The 21,527-nt window shown below is 54.3% G+C and carries 13 protein-coding genes; 10 read left to right on the plus strand and 3 right to left on the minus strand.

Annotated elements, in window-relative coordinates; all coding sequences use genetic code 11:
- Positions 1-55: 55 nt before the first annotated feature.
- Positions 56-1,183, minus strand: a complete 1,128-nt coding sequence (gene dapE / locus LGT44_RS18405) for a succinyl-diaminopimelate desuccinylase (RefSeq protein WP_145469034.1) — start codon at positions 1,181-1,183, stop codon at positions 56-58.
- A gap of 218 nt (positions 1,184-1,401) precedes the next feature.
- Here dapE and LGT44_RS18410 point away from each other — a divergent pair, with 218 nt between their 5' ends.
- The 10 genes from LGT44_RS18410 (at position 1,402) to LGT44_RS18455 (ending at position 15,807) form a co-directional block, all read left to right on the plus strand.
- The gene (locus LGT44_RS18410) at positions 1,402-1,965 is read left to right on the plus strand and encodes a hypoxanthine-guanine phosphoribosyltransferase (RefSeq protein WP_145469033.1); all 564 of its coding nucleotides are present in this window, start codon (positions 1,402-1,404) and stop codon (positions 1,963-1,965) included.
- Between the two features lie 121 nt (positions 1,966-2,086).
- Complete coding sequence (locus tag LGT44_RS18415) at positions 2,087-2,575, plus strand: chemotaxis protein CheX (protein WP_145469032.1); 489 nt, start codon at positions 2,087-2,089, stop codon at positions 2,573-2,575.
- Positions 2,576-2,723: 148 nt separating this feature from the next.
- The gene (locus tag LGT44_RS18420; RefSeq protein WP_230331593.1) at positions 2,724-3,695 is read left to right on the plus strand and encodes a TetR/AcrR family transcriptional regulator; all 972 of its coding nucleotides are present in this window, start codon (positions 2,724-2,726) and stop codon (positions 3,693-3,695) included.
- 30 nt (positions 3,696-3,725) lie between these two features.
- Entirely contained in the window at positions 3,726-6,098 is a 2,373-nt protein-coding gene (locus tag LGT44_RS18425) for an efflux RND transporter permease subunit (RefSeq protein WP_230331594.1), read from the plus strand.
- Positions 6,095-6,898, plus strand: coding sequence for an outer membrane lipoprotein-sorting protein (locus LGT44_RS18430; RefSeq protein ID WP_145469029.1), 804 nt, complete (start codon positions 6,095-6,097; stop codon positions 6,896-6,898). Before LGT44_RS18425 ends, LGT44_RS18430 begins: the two co-directional genes overlap by 4 nt.
- A 19-nt stretch (positions 6,899-6,917) precedes the next feature.
- Complete coding sequence (locus tag LGT44_RS18435) at positions 6,918-8,210, plus strand: hypothetical protein (RefSeq protein WP_230331595.1); 1,293 nt, start codon at positions 6,918-6,920, stop codon at positions 8,208-8,210.
- 131 nt (positions 8,211-8,341) lie between these two features.
- On the plus strand, positions 8,342-9,766 hold the full coding sequence (locus LGT44_RS18440; RefSeq protein ID WP_230331596.1) for an efflux transporter outer membrane subunit: 1,425 nt from the start codon (positions 8,342-8,344) through the stop codon (positions 9,764-9,766).
- The gene (locus LGT44_RS18445) at positions 9,763-10,965 is read left to right on the plus strand and encodes an efflux RND transporter periplasmic adaptor subunit (RefSeq protein ID WP_230331597.1); all 1,203 of its coding nucleotides are present in this window, start codon (positions 9,763-9,765) and stop codon (positions 10,963-10,965) included. The genes LGT44_RS18440 and LGT44_RS18445 overlap by 4 nt, the downstream gene beginning before the upstream one ends.
- Entirely contained in the window at positions 10,962-14,081 is a 3,120-nt protein-coding gene (locus LGT44_RS18450) for an efflux RND transporter permease subunit (protein WP_230331598.1), read from the plus strand. Before LGT44_RS18445 ends, LGT44_RS18450 begins: the two co-directional genes overlap by 4 nt.
- Before the next feature lie 148 nt (positions 14,082-14,229).
- On the plus strand, positions 14,230-15,807 hold the full coding sequence (locus LGT44_RS18455) for a SulP family inorganic anion transporter (RefSeq protein ID WP_230331599.1): 1,578 nt from the start codon (positions 14,230-14,232) through the stop codon (positions 15,805-15,807).
- Between the two features lie 771 nt (positions 15,808-16,578).
- Here LGT44_RS18455 and LGT44_RS18460 read toward each other — a convergent pair.
- On the minus strand, positions 16,579-18,171 hold the full coding sequence (locus tag LGT44_RS18460; RefSeq protein ID WP_225691875.1) for a sensor histidine kinase: 1,593 nt from the start codon (positions 18,169-18,171) through the stop codon (positions 16,579-16,581).
- A 163-nt stretch (positions 18,172-18,334) separates the two neighbouring features.
- Positions 18,335-21,526 carry an efflux RND transporter permease subunit gene (locus LGT44_RS18465; protein WP_230331919.1) on the minus strand — a complete coding sequence of 1,064 codons (3,192 nt, stop codon included), beginning with the start codon at positions 21,524-21,526 and terminating at the stop codon, positions 18,335-18,337.
- Position 21,527 lies beyond the last annotated feature (1 nt).

Here is a 21,527-nt window from a genome sequence, read left to right on the forward strand (position 1 = left end):
CTGCAGCTCCAGCCCGCATACCGGGCAGGCAATCACTTTGTTCACGCGTTGTCTCTCAGGCCAGCAGTAATTCGAGGATGCGTTCGTAGATCACGGTCAGGGTGTCGAGATCTTCGGCGACAATGTGCTCATCCAGTTTATGGATGGTGGCATTGCAGGGGCCGAGTTCCAGTACCTGGGCACCGGTTGGCGCAATAAAGCGGCCATCGGAGGTGCCGCCGGCGGTCGACAGTTCGGTGTCGCGGCCGGTGACTTCTTTAATAGCCTGTACGCTGGCTTCGACCAGTGGGCCGCGCGCAGTCAGGAAAGGCTCGCCACTCAGGTTCCAGTCGATGTCGTAGCTGAGGCCGTGTTTATCGAGAATGGCGTGGGTGCGTTCTTTCAGGATGTCGGCGGTCAGTTCGGTGGAGAAGCGGAAGTTGAACACCACTTCCAGTTCGCCGGGAATAACGTTGGTGGCACCGGTACCGGCTTTGATATTGGAAATCTGGAAGCTGGTGGCCGGGAAGAATTCGTTGCCTTCGTCCCAGTGCTCTGCCGCCAGTTCAGCCAGTGCCGGGGCGGCAATGTGTACCGGGTTTTTCGCCAGGTGCGGGTAGGCCACATGGCCCTGAATACCGTGTACATGCAGCACGGCGCCCAGTGAGCCGCGGCGGCCGTTTTTCACCACATCGCCAACAGCGTTGGTGGAGGATGGCTCGCCGACGATGCACATATCGATCTTCTCGTTACGCGCTTCGAGGGTTTCCACCACTTTTACCGTGCCGTTTTTCGCCGGGCCTTCTTCGTCGGAGGTGATCAGAAAGGCGATGGAGCCTTTGTGATTTGGGTGTTTGCGCACGAAGTTTTCACAGGCAACCACCATCGCCGCCAGTGAGCCTTTCATATCGGCGGCACCACGGCCGTAAAGCAGTCCATCGACAATGGTTGGCGTGAACGGCGGGTGGCTCCAGCGCCCTTCCGGGCCGGTAGGTACCACATCGGTATGGCCGGCGAAGCACACCAGCGGACCCTCTGTGCCACGGCGTGACCAGAAGTTTTCCACCTCTTCAAAACGCAGTTCTTCGTTATTGAAACCGGCGGCGGCCAGACGCTCCATCATCAGGGCCTGACAGCCATCATCATCCGGGGTGACTGAGCGGCGGGCGATTAAATCAAAGGCCAGTTGCAGAGTGGGGGTCATGCTGTTTCCTGATCGGCAAAGGCGGGCCGGAGTGCGCCGGACCGCAGAATTTAAAATGGCGCGCATCATAGCAAAACTGCGGCTGTTTTGCGCGCTGGCCGGGGTAGCTAAAGCGGCTGACCCAATAAGCCGTTGCGCCGTCCGGTGGCGGTGATACCATAGCCGGCTTTTTACCCGCCGGATTTTCCGGCCGACCAGCACTATTTAAGGTAGATAACATGAGCCAGCCCCTGACTCTTGAAGAACTGAACCAAGTGATGGCAGAAGCTGATCTGCTGAAATCCGAAGCTGACGTAGAAGCCGCGCTGAATCAGCTGGCTACGGATATCTCAGAACGTCTGAGCAGCAGCCTGCCGGTGGTGTACAGCATCATGAACGGTGGTCTGGTGATGGCCGGTCGTCTGCTGACCAAGCTGCAATTCCCACTGGAGCAGGGTTATATGCATGCCACCCGTTACCGTGGCGAAACTTCAGGACAAACCGATCTGCAATGGCAGGCGCCACCATCGGTGCCGATGGAAGGCCGTACCGTACTGATCCTGGATGACATCTTCGATGAAGGAAACACCCTGGCTGAAGTGGTGAAATCCTGTCAGCAGCAGGGCGCGAAAGAAGTTCTGACCGCGGTGCTGGTGAACAAAGTTCATGACCGTAAAAACACTGATCTGAAGATCGATTTTATCGGTATGGATGTTGAAGACCGTTACGTATTTGGCTGTGGTATGGACTACCGTGGCTACTGGCGTAATGCGCCGGGCATCTACGCGGTGAAAGGTTTGTAATTCGTCAGCGTTTGCTGAACGGTTGGTTATAAAAGGCGCCTTTTGGCGCCTTTTTTGTCTATCCCGCAGATGGGTTTCCCGGCTGGTTTCGCTACACTGTATTGCAGAGGTGAACCTGCGTATGAATGTTGAGTTTATTAACCCGTTTGTAGAGACAATCAATAACATTCTGGCCACCATGGCATCCATGAGCTGCGAATACGGCAAGCCTTATCTTAAAGAGGGGCGTCAGCCTTTGGGTGTGGTTACCGGTATTATTCCGATGTCAGGTGACAGTGTACGTGGCTCACTTGCCATCAGTTTTTCTGCCGGAGCCATTATTAAAATCAGCAGCAGTATGCTGGGTGAAAGCATCGCTGAGGTGGACGAAACCTGCCATGACCTGACCGGCGAGCTGACCAATATGCTGTCGGGTGGTGCGCGTAAGCTGCTGTGGGAAAAAGGCTATGATTTTGACATGGCCAAGCCCGGTATTCTTTCCGGCGAGATGGATATTCCCCATGAAACCACCGGCCCGGTGCTGGTGATCCCGTTTGAAACCAGTGCCGGGCCATTTTTTATTGAGGTGGCACTGTCCTCCAGTCTGAAGCGTGCAGTGCTGAATGCCTGAGTGGGGCTGTCTTAACAAACCGGCGTTATGCCGGTTTTTTTATGCCTGGGTGCTGCTGATTCTGGCCTGAAATGTCCTCGGGCAGGGCTTGTTGTTTAGGCAGAAGAGAATAATATGACGGTTCGTCAATTTTCGACGGATCGTCAAAATGAAGTGGTTGTTAAAGTATATTTCTCCCGAGCGACAGCAGCGCCTGTTGCAGCAGATTCAGCAAATGTTGCATGCCGGCACTACTCCGGCTCTGTGTCAGGCTGGTGATTCTGCCGCGCCGTTGATGGCCGATAAGCGTCTGTGGATGGCCAGTGAGTCAAGCTCCGAAGGCGGCAATAAACCGCTGTTTCCGTTGTTCTCCGGCAAGCTGGGCGCTGGCAAAGCCGATTGCCCTCTGGGTCTGCGTAAAAGCAAAGCCGAAAAAATTGCTGAGCGTGAACAGCAGTTGCTGGATATTGCCCATGAATTACTGAATCGCGATGGCTTCGCCGATTTTTCGATGGATAAGCTGGTGCGTGCCAGTGGCTATTCCAAAGGCACACTGTATAACCATTTTTCCAGTAAGGAAGACTGCCTGTCGGCGCTGTGTCTGCGTGGTATGGCAATGATGGAAGATATGTTTAGCCGTGCTGCTGCATTTGACGGAACCTTGCGGGAAAAAATACTGGCAATGAACGTTGCTTATCACCTCTATGCCAGCCTTCAGCCAACGTTGTCGCTGGCTGTTCTGTCGGCGAAAACCCCCTCATTTACCGAAAAAACATCCGCAGCCCGAAGTGAATTAATCGATGAGTGTGACCTGCGTGTTACCCGCATAGTGGATGATATTTACCGTAACGCCATTGAGCAGGGCTACCTGCAGGACAGCCCGGAATTAACCGTGGAATTAATGGCATTTATCAGCTGGGCGCAGGCATTTGGTCTGAATGCACTGATGACAACGGCCTGTGATATCACCGCGGTCAGCCGCGCGTTAGGAACCAATGTTGCTCTTATCAGCTGTAATATTCTGCTCGATGGTATGGGCTTTAAGCCTCTGTCTTCAGAGTGGGATTATCAGGCCAGCTGGGAACGGGTCGAACGCGATGTATTTGCGCCGGAAATGGCGCAGTTAGGTGCTTTGAAATAACTGAACCATTAATAACTACAGGGAAAGCGTATGAAAACACTCTGGTTAAACACCATATTGCGGTATCCGTGGATACTGCTTTTATTGTTACTGGTGCTGGCGTTTGGTGCTTCGTTTGGCGGTAAGAACCTTTATTTTCGCGGTGATTATAAAGTCTTCTTTTCGCATGATTATGGCCCGCTGCAGGACTTTGAGGAGATGCAGCGCATCTTCAATAAAAACGACAATATTTCGGTATTGGTCGTGCCGCAAAATGGCGATGTATTCACCAACGAAAATCTGACTTTATTAGCAGAGCTGACGGAGCAGGCCTGGCAGACGCCATTTTCCAGCCGCGTCGATTCGGTGGTGAATTTCCAGCATACCTGGTCTGAAGACGACGATATGATCGTTGAGGATCTGGTACAGAATCCACAGGATTTAACCCCTGCTGAGTTACAGCGCATCCGCAATATTGCCATTAATGAGCCGAATCTGAATGGTGGTCTGGTGGCCGCTGACGGCCGCGCTGCGGTGGTGAATATCACCGTGCAGATACCGGATACCCCCAACAACACCGCCGAAGTGATTGAAGTGGTCGATTTCGTTAAGGGATTGACCAATGAACTGAGCAGCCGCTATCCGCAGGCGGCGTTTTATCATACCGGTGTTATTCCGATGAATTACAGTTTCGCCACCGAGGGTCAGAAAGATATGGCCACCCTGGTGCCGGCGATGCTGGGACTGATTGTGTTAATGCTGGCCGTTATGCTGCGCAGCGTGCTGGCCATGCTGGCAACGGTGCTGGTGCTGATTTTGACCATCAGTGTGACCATGGGATTGGGTGGCTGGCTCGGCTTTTTCCTGTCCACCGGCACTATTAACGTACCGATTGTGGTGATGACACTGGCGGTGGCTGACTGCGTACATTTAATAGCCTCGGCACAATTTGCAATGCGTGAAGGGCGTTCGCGCAGCGAAGCCATACGTTTTGCCCTCGATCTGAATTTAATGCCGGTATTTATTACCAGTGCAACCACTGCAGTGGGTTTCCTGACGCTGGTGCTGTCGGAATCTCCGGTGCTGGCCGACTTCGGTATTCTCAGCGCGATTGGTGTGATGGTGGCGTTTGCTCTTTCAGTAACCCTGTTGCCGGTATTGTTGCTGCTGTTGCCAGTGCGGGTAAAAGTGTCGCCTGAGCACCATGGCGGTATGGAAAAATTCGGTGGCTGGGTGGTGCGTCATCAGCGCACGCTGTTGCCGGTTACGGCGTTATTGATGCTGATTTTCGGCTCGCTGGTCACACTGAATGTAGTGAACGATGAAGCGACCAAATACTTTGCCAAAGGCACCGACTTCCGCGATTCGGTGGATACTCAGGAAGCTTATCTTTCCGGTACCCAGACCATCGATTGGGCACTGTATACCGGTGAAGCTCAGGGCGTGAATGATCCGGCTTTTATTGCTAAAACCGAGGCTTTTGCTGAATGGCTGCGTCAACAGCCGGAAGTGGATCATGTGACAACGCTGTCGGATACTTTTAAGCGTCTGAATAAAAATATGCACGGTGATGACGAAAGCTATTACCGCATTCCACAGGATCGTGAGCTGGCGGCCCAATATCTGCTGCTGTATGAAATGTCGCTGCCTTACGGACTGGATCTGAATAATCAGCTGAACGTGGATAAATCCTCGACCCGCCTGACCTCGACCCTGAAAAATCTGGGCAGTAAAGAAATCGTCGCGCTGGAAGACCGTGCCCGTGCCTGGTTTGCGGAAAACGCAGCCGGTGTCCGCCTGACGGCGGCCAGTCCGGGACTGATGTTCTCGCATATCGGTGAAACCAATATGGACAGCATGATCATCAGCATGATTGCGGCATTGATTTTAATTTCGGCACTGCTGGTGGTGGCATTACGCTCATTGCGCCTGGGAGCGATCAGTCTGATTCCGAACCTTGGCCCGGCGCTGGTCGGTTTTGGTATCTGGGGGCTGATTTCCGGTGAAATCAACCTGGGCCTGTCGATTGTAGCCTCGATGACACTGGGGATTATCGTTGATGATACCGTGCATTTCCTGGCCAAATACAAACGTGCCCGCGATGATGGTAAAGACGCAGAAGCGGCGGTACGCTACGCATTTTCCAGCGTTGGCCGTGCCTTGCTGATTACTACCGTGGTACTGGTGGCCGGATTCTCTATGCTGGCATTCTCAGCGTTCCGCCTGAATTCCGATATGGGACTGGCCACAGCGCTGATTATTTTTATTGCCTTGTTGGTCGACTTCTTCTTCCTGCCGGCATTTTTATTGCGCCTTGATAAAAATAATCAGGCACACTGTAACGCTGAAGAACAACAAAAAGCCCGGCAAGACGTACAACAAGATCCAAATCCTGCATCCATTCTCACAGGGGAAACATTATGAAGATTTTTCTGAGCCTTATTACTGCATTTACTCTGGTCAGCCCGCTGGTTGCGCAGGCTGATGCGGTACAACCTGCTGCTGATGCGGCGGAGAAGGGGCTGGCCATTGCCAAAGACCGCAAACAACGTGATCTGGGCTGGGGCGACAGTGAAGCAAAAATGACCATGACCCTGCGTAATTCCCAGGGTGAAGAAAGCGTACGAGAAATGCGCCTAAAATCTCTCGAAGTGGTGGATGACGGTGATAAAGGCCTGACCATTTTTGATGAGCCGCGCGATGTAAAAGGCACCGCGTTTCTGAATTTCTCGCACACCGGAAAACCGGATGAACAGTGGCTGTATCTGCCGGCGTTGAAACGCGTTAAACGTATTGCTTCACGCAATAAATCCGGTCCGTTTATGGGCAGTGAATTTGCGTATGAAGATATGAGTTCATTTGAACTGGAGAAATACAGCTTTACCTACCTGCGTGAAGAAACGCTGAACGGTGTGGTCTGCCATGTGATTGAGCAGATTCCGGCAGATGAATATTCCGGTTATACCAAGCAGATTGTCTGGCTGGATACCGAACACCTGCGTGCACAACAGGTTGAGTTTTATGACCGTAAAAAGAGCCTGCTGAAAACCCTGAATTTCTCTGGTTATAAACTGTATAAAGATAAATTCTGGCGCGCCGATGTGCTGACCATGGTGAATCACCAGAATGGTAAAAGCACCGTGCTGAATACCGCCGAGCTGCGTTTTGATACCGGCCTGACGGATGCCGATTTTAACGATGCCACGCTTTCCCGCGTACGCTGAGCAGGAGGGCGCAATCGGTATGAAACGGCTGATAACCATCACGTTACAGAGCAGCGCCCTGATTGCGCTGAGTGTTAATGCCAGTACCAGCGCCAGCGCCGGGCTTATGCCCGACCTGGCCCTGCAGGGCGCCGTTGAAGGGCGCCAGTTTTTGCAGGAAGCGCAATTTCCGCAACAGGAAGACAGCGTGCTGTCAGTCTGGGCAGAGCCTGAACTGGTGTGGGAGTGGGGTGATACCCAGCGCCTGACCTTTAAGCCTTTTTATCGTTATGACAGTGCCGATGACGAGCGCAGTCATGGTGATATCCGTGAGCTGATGTGGCTGACCTACGGCTCCAGCTGGGAAGTGCGTGCCGGTATCGGCAAAGTGTTCTGGGGCGTAACTGAGTCGCAGCATCTGGTCGATGTTATTAACCAGACCGATCTGGTGGAAGCACCGGACGGCGAAGAAAAACTCGGCCAGCCAATGGTGCATGCGACCTGGTTGCATGAGATCGGCACGCTGGAAGCCTTTATTTTACCGGGATTCCGCGAGCGTACTTTTGCCGGCGAAAAAGGGCGCCTGCGTTCTGCTTTGCTGGTCAGTGACGAGGCTGATTATCAGGCGGCGGAAGAAAAAGAACATGTCGACTGGGCGCTGCGCTGGAGCCGCTCGTTTGAAGTGGCGGAGGCACCGCTGGATTTAAGCGCAGCCTGGTTTCAGGGCACCGCCCGTGATCCTTTTTTAACTCCGGATATAACCCTGAGCGGCAGTGGGCCACAGATAACCGGATTAACGCCGTATTATCCGCTGCAGCGTCAGCTGGGCATTACCGCGCAGGCAACGGTGGATGCCTGGTTGTGGAAGCTGGAAGTTCTGCGTCGTGATTTCGATGACCATGTGGCTGCTGACCTGAAGACACTGGGTGTAGCCGGCATGAAGGATTACAGCGCCGCAGTGGGTGGTTTTGAATATACCCTGGTGGGTCCTTTTGCTGAGCGCTGGGACAGTGCGCTGGATATTGGTCTGCTGCTTGAATATCAGTACGACCAGCGCGGCAGCGACGCGGCTATGGCACAGAACGATGTGTTTGCGGCTACCCGTCTGGCATTTAACGATGCTGACTCCAGTGAAATTCTGGCCGGTATTACTCAGGATCTGGATTACAGCGGCAGCCGCGGGGTTATGCTCGAAGCCAGCACACGTCTGACGGATTTCACTACGTTAAAAGTGAATGGCTGGATGTTTATGGCTGATGATCAGGAAGATACGCTGGCTTACAGCCTGCGTCAGGATGACTATATTGAAGTCAGTCTGAATATTTTTTACTGAGCAGCCATGCGTTGAATGGCAGTTGTGTGCAGCGAGGGTGTGTGGCGGGTACGGGTAAAGATGGGTAAACACCATTTTCATCTTTTCCGCTGCGCGCCTATTATGCGCCTTTTCACTGCGGAGAAGTCTCTGTGCGCTTTATCATCAGGGTTCCGTGGCGCGGCACTGCGGCGGTGGCGGTTTTAGCACTGGCCGGATGCGCCAGCGTTACGCCGGTTGAACCACCCGAGACAGCATTACCGGATATTTTTACCGGCCAGAATAATAACGCCGGTACTGAGCAGAACAACATCAGCGTTAACCGCTGGTGGCAATCCTTTAACGACCCGCAACTCGACCAGTTTATTGCACAGGGACTGGAGCAGAATTACAGCCTGCAGGCCGCCTGGGCGCGCCTTGCTCAAAGCCGTGCGCTCTGGCGGCAGAATGCCAGTGGCCAGTATCCCGATGTTAACGTTTCCCTCAGTAAATCCCGCAGCTGGCGTGAAAGCACAACCAGCGACTTATGGTCGGCGGGTATTTCCACAGAATATGAACTCGACTTTTGGGGGCGGGTGTCCGCTCTTGATGAGGCCGGCCGCTTAACCGCGCTAGCGAGTCATGCCGCAACACGCACTCAGGCTAATACGGTCGCCGGGCAAATTGCCCTTAACTGGTTTGGCCTGATTAAAGAAGGGCAGAACCTGGCATTGCTGCAACAACAACAGGCGCGGGTTCAGTCGGCGCTACAGGTAATCCGCGGGCGTTTTCAGCGCGGACAGGCGGCGGTTTCCGATGTCTGGCAGCAGGAGCAATTACTGGAATCCATTAATGCTGACCTGATCAGCGCCGAAGGCCTGCGTGACAGTTACCGCCAGCAGCTGGCTGTGTGGATGGGGCACAGTGAATGGCTGTCGGCGGCGGCGCTGGAAAACAGCGAATTGCGCGCTTATCAGACGCAATCTTTGCCGCAGCTCGACACCACACCGTTAACCGTACCGGTCAGTGCCTTACAGCAACGCCCCGATGTGCAGCAGGCCTTCTTTAAGCTGCAAAGTGCCAATGCCAGCCTTGCCGCGGCCGTCGCTAACCGTTACCCGCGTTTTACCCTCAGCGCTTCTTACAGTGGCAGTGACGAAGATCTGGGCAAGGTATTTGATAACTGGCTGACGAATCTGGCCGGTGGTCTGGTGTTGCCCTTAATTGATGGTGGCAACCGCCGTGCCGCCGTTGCACAACAGCGTGCCGCAGTAGATGAGAACCTGGCGCTGTATCAGCAGGCATTGCTGGACGCCGCGCAGGAAGTACAGCAGGCGCTGACCGACGAACGTCAGAGTCAGGCGCTGGTGGTCAGCCTGGAGCGACAACTGGAACTGGCCAGCAAAACCGAAGCCTTTCAGAACAACCGCTATCGCAAAGGCGTGGGGGATTTTCTGGCTCTGTTAAATGCGCAACAGGATGTGATCAGTCTGGAGAAGCAGTTGTTAAATGCCCGCTGGAGCCAGCTGCAGAACCGTATTCAGTTATACAAAGCCGTCAGTCATGGCGACTTCAGTAAAGAGGAAACACCGTCATGATGAGTGCACGCCGTCATCGTCGTCCGGCTTCAGGCAATGTTCTGCTGGTCGCGCTGGTTTTACTGGTTGGCGGGGCTTTGGCCTGGTACATCCTGACGTCTGCCCCGAAACCCCAGCGGGTAAAACCCGAAGTTCAGGCACGGCTGGTGGAAGTGACCGCGCTGGAAAGCAAAGATGCCCGGCCATTCTGGCCCACTGGTGGCAAGGTGATGGCGGCCGACAGTGTAACCCTGACCGCACAGGTCAGTGCGCGGGTGGCGGACATCAGCAAGGATGCGCTACCGGGTACGTATCTGGCCAAAGGCAGTCTGCTGGCCACGCTGGAGAAAACCGATTTTGAACTGCAGGTGCAGCAGAGCCAGGCCGCGCTGACTCAGGCGCAGGCCGATCTCGATATTGAACAGGGACAGGCCGCACTGGCGCGGGAAGAATATGCACTGGCCGCCGAAAAACTCAGTGCTGAGGAACGTGCGTTAGTGCTGCGTGAACCACAGCTGGCGAAAGCCAAAGCTGCACTGCGTACCGCCCGCGCCAACCTTGATCAGGCGCGGCTGAATCTGGCCCGTACCGAAGTACGTATGCCCTTTGCCGGTCAGATTATGGCGCGTCATGTCAGCGCCGGCAGTCAGGTTGGCAGCAGTACTGTGCTGTTTGATCTGGTCAGTACCGAACGCTACTGGATTGAAGTCAAAGTGCCACGTGCTTTCCTGAACTGGCTCGACAGCAGTGCAGACGCCACGCTGAGCATGAGTGGCTGGCAGGGGAAAACCCGCAGCGCCCGTGTTCTTAATGTGCTGCCGGATGTCGACAGCAGTGACCGGCAGGCCAAGGTGGTGCTGGAGCTGGATCAGCCACTGGCCGTAGGACAGCCGCTGGTGCTGGTGAACGATTTTATTGATGTACAGCTGCCCGGCCGTTTGTTGAGTGGTGCGGTAACCATTGATGTACGCCATCTGAATGACGATGACACCCTGTGGGTCGTCAATAACAACGCACTGTATAAGCGCAAAGTCAATGTGCTGTACCGTGGCCGTGAACAGGCCTGGCTGGCGGCGGCCGGGGATAAGAGCAAGGATGGGCAAAACGGTCTGCAGCCTGGTGATCAGCTGCTGCTCAGCCGTATCGACAGCGCTACCGATGGTATGGCGGTACGCATTCAGAACGATATACGCCCACAGGCTGATGGAGCACGTCCATGAGTCTGCGTTATACCGGGCCGGTGGCGTGGATGGCACGCCATGGGGTTGCGCCGAACCTGCTGATGGCATTTCTGATTATTGGCGGCTTTTTAATGTCGCTGAATATCCGTAAAGAATTTATTCCCAGCTACGAAGCCGACATGGTGATTGTCTCGGTTGGTTATGCCGGAGCAACACCGTCAGAAATGGAGCAGGGCGTTATTCTGCCGATTGAAAACGAGTTGTCGGGTATCGATGGCCTGAAAGAGATTGTCTCCACTGCGACTCAGGGCTCGGCCCAGATCACCGCCGAGCTGGAGAACGGCGTCGATCGTCAGCAGGCCTATCAGGATATTCAGCAGGCGGTTAACCGTATTTCTACTTTCCCGGCGCAGATGGAGCGGCCACTGGTGAGAATCGCCAGCCGTTCGATTGATGTGATTGAACTGGCGTTATTCGGTCCGCTGGATCAGTTCGGATTAAAGCGTCTGGGTGAGCAGATTAAAGATCAGCTGCTGGAATCGCCGGACATTACCAAGGTGGAATTACGCGGTATCAACGATGAAGAAATTCACGTTGAAATCAGCCAGAACGACCTGCAGCGCTATGGCCTTAAGCTGAGCGATGTGGCCGCCATTATCGGTAATAACGCCATTGAGCAGAGTGCCGGCAGCGTAAAAACCGACGGCGGCGACATTCTGGTTACCCTGGATGACCGTCTGTACTGGGCGGAAGAATTCCGTCAGATTCCGCTGATCAGCGATATATCCGGTGTGCAGTTACGCCTTGGTGACGTCGCCAAAGTGCGTGACGGTTTCAGCGACAGTAACCGCGAAATTACCTACAACGGCCAGACCTCGATGAGTTTTAAGGTCTACCGTGCGGAAAGCCAGACGCCGCTGACGGTGGTGGAGGCGGTGTACAAAAAGCTTGATGAAATCCGTCCGCAGTTACCGCCGGGCATGTCGCTGATCATTACCGACGATGATGGCGAAACCTATAAACAACGGGTGGGGCTGCTGCTGAAAAACGCGGTGGTGGGGCTGGTGCTGGTGATGGTACTGCTCAGTCTTTTCCTCGAATACCGTTTGGCTTTCTGGGTCACCATGGGAATTCCGACGGCCTTTATGGGCGCCATGTTGCTGCTGCCGGGCTGGGATATGTCGATCAATATGATCTCCATGTTCGCCTTTATCGTCGCGCTGGGCATCGTGGTCGATGATGCGATCATTGCCGGCGAAAATATCTACGAGCATATGCAGAAGGGCATGCCTTTTATGGATGCCGCCATTTTTGGTGCCAAAGAAGTCGCCATGCCGCTGGCCTTTGCCATTCTCACCAACGTAGCCGCGTTTCTGCCATTACTGGCGTTGCCGGGCATGATGGGCAAACTCTTTATTGCCATCCCTATTGTGGTGATCAGCTGTTTTATTATTTCCTGGCTGGAAGCCTTATTTATTTTACCGGCGCACCTCGGGCGTATGAAAAAGCGCGATGTATTGCACGATCCGCACTGGCTGGACCGTTTGCAGCAACGCGTGGATAAAGGTCTGCACCGTTTTATTCAGACACGCTATCTGCCATTGCTGGACGGCAGCCTGCGTGCGCCGGGATTAACTCTGGCAATCGCGGTGGCTATTGCCCTGATTGTACTGGCCTGGCCTATGAGCGGACGTATGGGCTTCAGTATGTTCCCGCGTCTTGAAGGGGAATTTGCCGTCGCCAAGGTAGAAATGCCGCCTAATGCACCGCTCAGTCAGGCACAGCAGGTACGTGATCTGCTTGAAGCGCGGCTGAAAGAGGTGGTTGATCCGATTGAAGCGCAGGGCAAACCGCTGCTGGTCAGTGTGGAAGGCGATATTGAAAACGCCACCATTGAGATCCAGGCCAAACTGGTGGACACCGAAGTGCGTCCGGTATCGGCCAACGAAGTGGTAAAACGCTGGCGTGAGGCCATTGGTGAAATTCCGGGTATCCGCAGTCTGACCTTTGATGCCGAGCGTGGCGGCGGCCCGTCCGGTGGTGCCGGTTTAACGGTTGAACTGCGCGGCAGTAATACCGAACTGCTGGCCACCGCCAGTGCCGAGCTGGGCGACTTTATGCAGCAGCTTGGCGGTGTTAAAGATGTGGCATCCAGCTTTACCAACGGTAAACCGCAGTGGGATATCGAGCTGAATGAGCGGGGGCGCAGTCTTGGACTGGAAGCCGATGTGGTGGCGCAGCAGATTCGCGCGGCATTGTATGGTGCCCGTGCTTTGCGTCAGCAGCGCGAACGTAATGAAGTGACGGTACTGGTGCGTCTGCCGCAGGAGGAGCTGGCGTTCAGTGCCGATATCGAGCGGCTGATGATTCTGACCCCACAGGGCGGTTATGTGCCGTTGGCAGACATCGCCATTCTGCATAAAGAGCTGTCTCCGGCCAGCATCTCCCGTCGTGATGGTCGCCAGGTAGTGACGGTGACGGCCGAAGTGGAACCGCGCGAGCAGGTGCCGGCGGTGATGGCGGTGTTGCGCGAAGAAGCCTTTGCCGATCTGCGGGCAAAATACCCAACGCTGGATTTTGATTTCCGCGGCCGTCAGGCCGATACCCAGGAGAGCATGAGTTCGCTGCAGTTATACGGCTTTTTCGCCATGCTGCTGATTTACGTACTGCTGGCGATTCCGTTTCGCAGCTACAGCCAGCCATTGCTGATTATGGTGGTGATTCCTTTCGGTGCTGTAGGGGCGATTATTGGCCATCTGCTGCTCGGTTACAGTATGTCGATTATGTCGGTGATGGGCATCGTGGCGCTGGCCGGGGTGGTGGTGAACGACAGTCTGATTCTGATTGACTACGCTAACCGCCGTCGGCAGGAGGCCGGACTGAGTGCGCTGGAAGCGGTTCGTGAAGCGGGTGTCCGCCGTTTCCGGCCAATTCTGCTGACCACTCTGACCACCTTTGGCGGGCTTTCGCCGATGGTATTTGAAACCTCCCGCCAGGCACAGTTTATTACACCGATGGCGGTATCGCTGGGCTTCGGTATTCTGTTCACCACCTTTATCTGCCTGCTGATATTGCCTTCACTCTATGTGTTGCTGGACAAAATCCTGCTGGCACTGGGGATCACTCCGGTGCACAGCACGGCTTCTGCGGTCTGATGCCTTGCCGCTGTCCACCTGACGGAAATATCCGTCAGGTGGACAGTCAGCCCGGTAAACGCACAAAAAATAAGCGAAAACCTGAAAATGTCCTGATGGGCTGGTATAGTGCGCGGCTTTCTGAACCCAGCCCGGAGAAACCCGCATTATGTTGTTGCTGCGCGAGTTTATGCAGACCTTTTCCCCCAATGTTAAAAACGACACCTTATCTGGCCTGACCGTTGCCCTGGCACTGGTACCGGAAGCGGTGGCTTTTGCTTTTGTGGCGGGAGTTCATCCGCTGACCGGTCTGTATGCAGCCTTTATGGTGGGCCTGATTACCGCATTAATCGGTGGCCGTCCGGGCATGATTTCCGGCGCAACCGGTGCACTGGCGGTGGTGATGGTATCGCTGGTGGCGGAGGCCGAGCGTGATTTCGGTGCGGGTTCGGGGCCGCAGTATCTGTTTGCGGCGGTGGTGCTGATGGGCGTGATTCAGGTGGCGGCCGGGGCGCTGAAACTGGGTAAATTTATCCGTATCGTGCCGTACCCGGTGATGCTGGGCTTTGTGAATGGTCTGGCGCTGGTGATTTTTCTGGCGCAGTTACCACAGCTGCAATCCTTCACTCCGGAAGGTAAGTGGGGCTGGACCGACGGTGTATGGCTGCAGGGAACTGAGCTGTATGTGATGCTCGGACTGGTACTGGCGACCATGTTTATTACCCATTACCTGCCGAAAATGACCAAAGCCATCCCATCGGCTCTGGCCGGTATTCTGGTGGTCAGTCTGGCCGCCTGGGGTCTGCAGCTGGACACCAAAACCGTGGGCGATCTGGCCAGTATTGCCGGTGGATTACCTGAATTCGCAGTGCCTGTGGTGCCGATGACCCTTGATACCCTGTGGTTTATCCTGCCGTATTCAGTGATTTTTGCGGCTATTGGTCTGATTGAATCCTTACTGACCGTCACCGTTATCGACGAAATGACTAACACCCGTGGCCGTGGCAATAAAGAATGTGTGGCGCAGGGAACAGCCAACGTGGTTACCGGTTTCTTTGGTGGTATGGGGGGTTGCGCCATGATCGGTCAGAGCATGATTAACGTCAGCTCCGGTGGGCGTGGCCGTTTATCCGGCATTGCCGCGGCGCTGTTCCTGCTCAGCTTTATTCTGTTTGCCAGCCCGCTGATTGAACAGATTCCGATTGCGGCCTTAATCGGTGTGATGTTTATGGTGGTGATCGGTACCTTCGAGTGGTCGAGCTTCCGTATTCTGCGCAAAGTACCTAAGCACGATGCCTTTGTTCTGATTCTGGTGTCTGCCGTAACCGTGGTGACCGATCTTGCTATTGCTGTGATCGTCGGTGTTATCGTCGCAGCGCTGGTCTTTGCCTGGGAGCACGCCAAACACATCAGCGCCCGTACCCGTATTCAGGAAAATGGTGCCAAAGTGTATGAATTATTTGGCCCGTTATTCTTTGGCTCGGTCGCAAATTTCAAAGAATTATTTGAGCCGGAAAATGACCCGGACGTGGTGATTATTGAATTCCGTAGCTCCCGTGTTGCCGACCATTCGGCGCTGGAAGCCATCGACAGTATTGCTGAACGCTATCTGGCACTGGGCAAAGAATTGCATCTGCGTCATTTAAGTGAAGAGTGTCGCAGTATGCTGAAAAAAGCCGGTAATCTGTGTGATGTTAACGTGATTGAAGATCCGAATTACCGCGTTGCGGTGGATGAGCTGGCCTGATATCAGGCTAGCTTAAAACCATAAAAAAGCCCGCTGATGCCACTGCTGTCTCACAGTTTGGAGTGACATAGTTTCACTCCAAAATGCAGCATTCATAGACTACTGTTTTTCAATCTGAAACGCCTTTCCGGGGCAAGCCCCTGGCCCCCTGCAAGGAGAGGTATCTCCTTACGATCCTCTCTTTTCGGCGCGTCCGGCTTCATCCAGCCAACGGCAATGATTGTGCGGCACGCAAAACAATTCGCCCCGGAACGACACTTTAAAACACCAGCAATTTGTATCGTTCCGGGGCAGGGTTTTGCTCTGAAGGCCGCAGAATCATCTGGTTTTCTGGCGCCGCACGATCGCCGGTGACAATAACCCTCTCTGCCGTATTTCAAAGGAAACCGTGTTTGAAACATGATATTTAAAAGAAAACGTTTGATCTGAAAAACGGCATCGCGGTGAGGTTTTTCCGCGCCTCTGGGGCCGCCGCAGAAACCGCAGATATGTCTGGTCTGTCCGCAGGGATGCGGACAAGCGGCTCCGGCCATGGATGGCCGATGAGGCGCGCGGCCAGTAAATATCAAGGGTTCAAGGGTAACGGCCCAGAAAGCGCAAAGCTGGGGTCGGCCCGCCGGCAAGGGGATAAGTTCCCCTGGGAGGCATTGGGCCTGGATGTTAAAAAATGCTGTTTTTGTCAGCTACGGTGCTGATTAAAAACGGTGGGACAGTAGTGCCGCTGATGCGGGCTTTTTTATGTCTTTTATAAGGACGTCTATACAGGAATCTTTATATCTGCGTACTGTGCTCTTCCGTTACCTTCGGAATAACCAGCCGGAAAGCAGCGCCTTGTTCGCTGTCTTCAATCTGAATATCGCCTTTTAAGCGCTGATGCACGATGTTGTAGACCAGATGCATTCCCAGACCGGTGCCACCATGACCACGCTTGGTGGTGTAGAAGGGCTCAAAGATTTTGGTTCTTGCTTCGGCATTAAGGCCAATACCATCATCGCTGTAACGGATAACAATATTGCCACGCTCTTCGGCTGCCTGAATGCGGATATGGCCGTCTTTTTTATGCTCAAAGCCGTGCAGCAGCGAGTTCATAATTAAGTTAGTCAGCACCTGGCTGATAGAACCGGCGTAGGTCTGCATCCATAGCTGTTCGGAACAATCGATTTCCACCTGATGTTGATTCTGTTTGAATTTCGGCGACAGGGTTTCGAGAATTTCGTGCAGATAATCATGCAGTGAAAATTTACGGATATGTTCGCCGGTCTGATCTTCGGATACCTGCTTAAAGCTTTTAATCAGATGGGCGGCACGCTGCAGGTTTTTATCAAGGATGGTCAGGCTTTCATCCATCATGCCGGTAAATTCGACAAAATCCTGCTTACGCATTTCTCCCTGCTCAAAGGCGCTTTTCATCTTCAGATAATGATCTGCGATGTAGGAGTGAATGGTAATGCACAGGCCCAGCGGAGTATTAATTTCATGGGCAATGCCGGCCACCATTCCACCCAGCGATGACAGTTTTTCTGATTCAATCAGTTTGCTTTGCGTGGTGTGCAGCTCGGCCAGTGTCTGGTTCAGTTCGTCGACGGTGCATTGCAGGTTGTTGGTGCGTTCTTTAACCCGGTCTTCGAGTTCGAGGTTAATGGTTTTCAGTTGTTGCTGTGCCAGGGTTTTTTGCTGCAGCTCGTCGTTCATTTGTTCTGACAGAGCGTTGAAAGCACGGATCAGTACGTCAATTTCATCGAGATTATTGCCGGAGCGGGTAGATAGTGGTTCAAAGCTGTTGCTGTTCAGACGTTCATTGACTTCTTCGGCCATCAGGCTGATACGGCGATTAATCAGGCTGTGAACAACAAACCCTAACAGGCTGGCCAGCAGCATCAGACTGACCAGCTGCGCAACCATATTGGAAATGGCCGCACGGGAGGCCTGGGCAAATACTGCATCGCGGTCGAAGGCAATTTCGAGAAAACCGATATCTTTGCCATTAAAGGCGATCGGCATTTTTTCCACGTCTTTATGATGTGGCCGCCGGCCTTCTTCGATGTTCATATTCAGGTTGTCGGTCACCCGCACATAGCTGATGGCCTCAAGGTTCATGATGCCTTTTACCTGGCTGCGGATCTGAATTTCGTCATAAAACCACAGGCTGGAACCGAGGGATTCGGAGTAACCGGCACGGATATCTTCGAGTTTGCGCTGAAAGGCTTCAGTTTGTTGCTGGTAATTCCAGACAACAATGGCGGCAGAGACGCAGACGGACAGAGCGATGGAAGCGATAGCAAAGTAGAGGATGACCCGCCATAAAATAGAATGACGCCGGTTCTCGATGGTTTTTTTTCCCGGGCTTTCAGTACTGGTTTCCATGATCATTCCGAAATAAGACCTGAGTGTCTGGAGTGTCGCTGCGCTTCTGGAAGAGTAACGTCAGTTTAGCAGAAGGTTATACCGGCGACTGGGCTCATCAGGCAATAAAAAAGCCTGCGCAAGGCAGGCTTTTCCATTTCAGGTCGGCAGCCGGGCTAATGGTTCAGCCCCTGGCGCTGAAAGTTTTGCGGAAAGCCGCGAAGTACAGCAGCGGGATAATCACCAGCGTCAGCAGGGTAGAGACCAGAATGCCGAAGATCAGTGAGATCGCCAGACCGTTAAAGATCGGGTCGTCGAGAATAAAGAACGCGCCGATCATGGCGGCCACCGCGGTCAGTACAATCGGCCGTGAACGCACGGCAGCCGATACGATCACCGCATCTTCAAAGCGCATGCCTTCGGCGGTTTTCTGATTGATAAAATCGACCAGCAGAATGGAGTTACGCACGATAATACCGGCCAGCGCGATCATACCGATCATCGAGGTGGCGGTGAATTGTGCGCCAAACAGTGCATGGCCGGGCATGACGCCGATAATGGTCAGCGGAATCGGCGCCATAATAATCAGCGGCACCAGATATGAGCGGAACTGGCCGACAACCAGCAGATAAATCAGAATCATGCCGACGCCATAGGCGATGCCCATGTCGCGGAAGGTTTCATAGGTGATCTGCCATTCGCCATCCCATTTCATACTGATGTCATCGGTCAGTGGCGGCTGTTGAATGTACATCTGCTGCCAGTTCATACCGGCGTCAGCCATGCCAAAGGCCATGCTGAACAGACCGTAGAGCGGGCTGTCGAGCTCACCGGCCATATCGGCGGTGACAAATACCACCGGCTGCAGGTTTTTGTGGTAGATGGTTTTCTCCGCGACACCTTTGCGTACATGCACCAGATCGGACAGGGCAATAAAGCGGCCATCGGCGGCACGGACTTTCATCACCAGCAGCTGGTTGAGGTCGACTTTATCGCCTTCGTTCAGCTCCAGCCGGATCGGCAGCGGGTATTTATTGTTGCCGGTATGCAGGTAGCTGACGTCTTCGCCTCCTAAGGCGGTATTGATTGCCTGCACGATGCTGCTCTGGGCAACGCCGAGCATGGCCGCGCGCTGACGGTCGATTTCCAGCAGCCACTGCTCCTGATCGGCTTCCACCCAGTCATCGGTATCAACAATGTCTGGCGTGTTTTCAAACAGGCTGCGCAGTTGTTTGGCTGCAGCGATCTGGCGCTCGTAATCCGGACCGTACACTTCCGCCACAATCGGTGCCATCACCGGCGGACCGGGTGGAACCTCAACAATTTTAACGTTGGCGTTCAGTGTTTTACCGATAGCCTGCAGCGGCTCGCGTACCGACAGGGCAATGTCGTGGCTCTGACGGTCGCGTTGGTGTTTATCGACCAGATTCACCTGAATATCGCCCTGATGCGGCAGAGCGCGCAGGTAATACTGGCGCACCAGACCGTTGAAATTAATCGGCGCGGCGGTGCCGGCGTAAAGCTGTACGTCTTTGATTTCCGGCACGGTCATCAGCTCGTCGGACAGTTCTTCCAGTACACGCAGGGTTTGTTCTACCGGCGTGCCTTCCGGCATATCGACGATGATCTGGAATTCAGACTTGTTATCAAACGGCAGCATTTTCAGCACCACCAGTTTGAATACCGGCAGGGCAACCGCCAGCATGATCAGCGCGGTTACACCGGCAAACAGCAGCAGGCGTTTGCGTCCGGCATCAGCACCTTCGATAAAAGGCCGCATCAGGCGGTTAAAGCCGTCATACAGTTTGCCCTGTTTCGGATCGGCCTCATCGCAGCTGTGAGCATTGTCCGGGGTGTGACGATTGAGCAGTTTGTAAGACAGCCATGGGGTGACGACAAAAGCCACCACCAGAGAGATCAGCATACCGGTTGAAGCGTTGATCGGAATCGGGCTCATGTAAGGGCCCATCAGGCCGGACACAAACGCCATCGGCATCAGCGCGGCGATGACGGTGAAGGTCGCCAGAATGGTCGGGCCACCGACTTCATCAACGGCTACCGGAATCACTTCCAGCAATTTCTTGCCGCCCATATGCAGGTGACGGTGGATGTTTTCCACCACCACGATGGCGTCGTCGACCAGAATACCAATGGAGAAAATCAGCGCGAACAGTGATACGCGGTTGAGGGTAAAGCCCCACACCCAGCTGGCAAACAGGGTGATCGCCAGGGTAATGAAAATTGCACCGCCGACAATCACGGCCTCGCGCCAGCTCATGGTCGCCAGTACCAGCACCACCACGGCGGCAGTAGCAAACAGCAGTTTGGTGATCAGTTTGTCGGATTTATCTTTGGCGGTAATGCCGTAATCGCGGGTGACTTCGGCGCTGATATTAGCCGGAATCAGGCGGTTATGCAGATCATCGAGGCGCTGTTCAATCGCCTGAGTGATATCAATGGCGTTCATGCCCGGCTGCTTGGCAATGGCCAGGGTAACGGCAGGGCGTGAGCTGTCCTGCCCGAGTTTACGGGTAAAGACTGCCTGCTCCGGGGTATCCGGTTGCTGCTGGATGGTGGCAACGTCGGCCAGGTACACCAGACCGCTCTGGTCTTTGCCGACAATCAGCTGACCCAGTTCATCACGGGTTTTCAGGAAGCTGCCGGCCTGAATCTGGATCACCTGATTATTCTGCACCAGCGGCTGATGGTAACCGCCGGCATTGGCACTGAGCAGGGCGTTGCGCACGTCATCGAAGGCCAGACCATGGCCGTTCATACGCGCCGGGTCGAGCTCAACTTTCACCACATTGTTGTGGCCACCAATGGAGTAAATATCGCGGGTACCGGGAATGCGCTTGAGCTCGGTTTCCAGTGCATGGGCAACCTGGGTCAGCTGCGACGCCGTGACTTTGGCGGATTCCGACCAGAGGGTAATGCCCATAATAGGCACATCGTCGATGCCCATGGGTTTGATCACCGGTTGCATCACGCCCAGGTTCTGCGGGAACCAGTCATTATTGCTGTAGACCTGGTTGTACAGGTTGAGGATGGCTTCTTCGCGCGGAATACCGACTTCAAAGGCCACGGTCAGAATGGCCTGACCCGGCTGGCTGATGGAGAAAATATCGTCCACGCCTTTGATTTCAGACAGCACCTGTTCGGCCGGAATGGCGACCAGCTGCTCCACCTCACGTGCGCTGGCACCGGGGAAGCCGATAAACACGTTGGCGAAAGTAACGTCAATCTGGGGTTCTTCTTCTTTCGGCGTCACCATGATGGCGAAGAAGCCCAGCAGCAGGCCGAGCAGGGCCAGCAGCGGGGTGATGGCCGAGTTCTGGAAAGCCTGTGCGGTTTTTCCGGAAATTCCGAGCGCCATG

Source organism: Thalassolituus alkanivorans (assembly GCF_020447205.1).
In the GTDB taxonomy this organism is placed as follows: Bacteria; Pseudomonadota; Gammaproteobacteria; order Pseudomonadales; family Oceanobacteraceae; genus Venatoribacter; species Venatoribacter alkanivorans.

Bases quoted from the DNA above. Each gene is read 5' to 3' on its own strand.
- LGT44_RS18415 (WP_145469032.1), top strand. From the start codon at position 2,087: ATGAATGTTGAGTTTATTAACCCGTTTGTAGAGACAATCAATAACATT.
- LGT44_RS18430 (WP_145469029.1), top strand. From the start codon at position 6,095: ATGAAGATTTTTCTGAGCCTTATTACTGCATTTACTCTGGTCAGCCCG.
- LGT44_RS18445 (WP_230331597.1), top strand. From the start codon at position 9,763: ATGATGAGTGCACGCCGTCATCGTCGTCCGGCTTCAGGCAATGTTCTG.
- LGT44_RS18410 (WP_145469033.1), top strand. From the start codon at position 1,402: ATGAGCCAGCCCCTGACTCTTGAAGAACTGAACCAAGTGATGGCAGAA.
- LGT44_RS18460 (WP_225691875.1), bottom strand. From the start codon at position 18,171: ATGGAAACCAGTACTGAAAGCCCGGGAAAAAAAACCATCGAGAACCGG.
- LGT44_RS18450 (WP_230331598.1), top strand. From the start codon at position 10,962: ATGAGTCTGCGTTATACCGGGCCGGTGGCGTGGATGGCACGCCATGGG.
- dapE (WP_145469034.1), bottom strand. From the start codon at position 1,183: ATGACCCCCACTCTGCAACTGGCCTTTGATTTAATCGCCCGCCGCTCA.
- LGT44_RS18465 (WP_230331919.1), bottom strand. From the start codon at position 21,526: ATGGCGCTCGGAATTTCCGGAAAAACCGCACAGGCTTTCCAGAACTCG.
- LGT44_RS18435 (WP_230331595.1), top strand. From the start codon at position 6,918: ATGAAACGGCTGATAACCATCACGTTACAGAGCAGCGCCCTGATTGCG.
- LGT44_RS18420 (WP_230331593.1), top strand. From the start codon at position 2,724: ATGAAGTGGTTGTTAAAGTATATTTCTCCCGAGCGACAGCAGCGCCTG.
- LGT44_RS18425 (WP_230331594.1), top strand. From the start codon at position 3,726: ATGAAAACACTCTGGTTAAACACCATATTGCGGTATCCGTGGATACTG.
- LGT44_RS18455 (WP_230331599.1), top strand. From the start codon at position 14,230: ATGTTGTTGCTGCGCGAGTTTATGCAGACCTTTTCCCCCAATGTTAAA.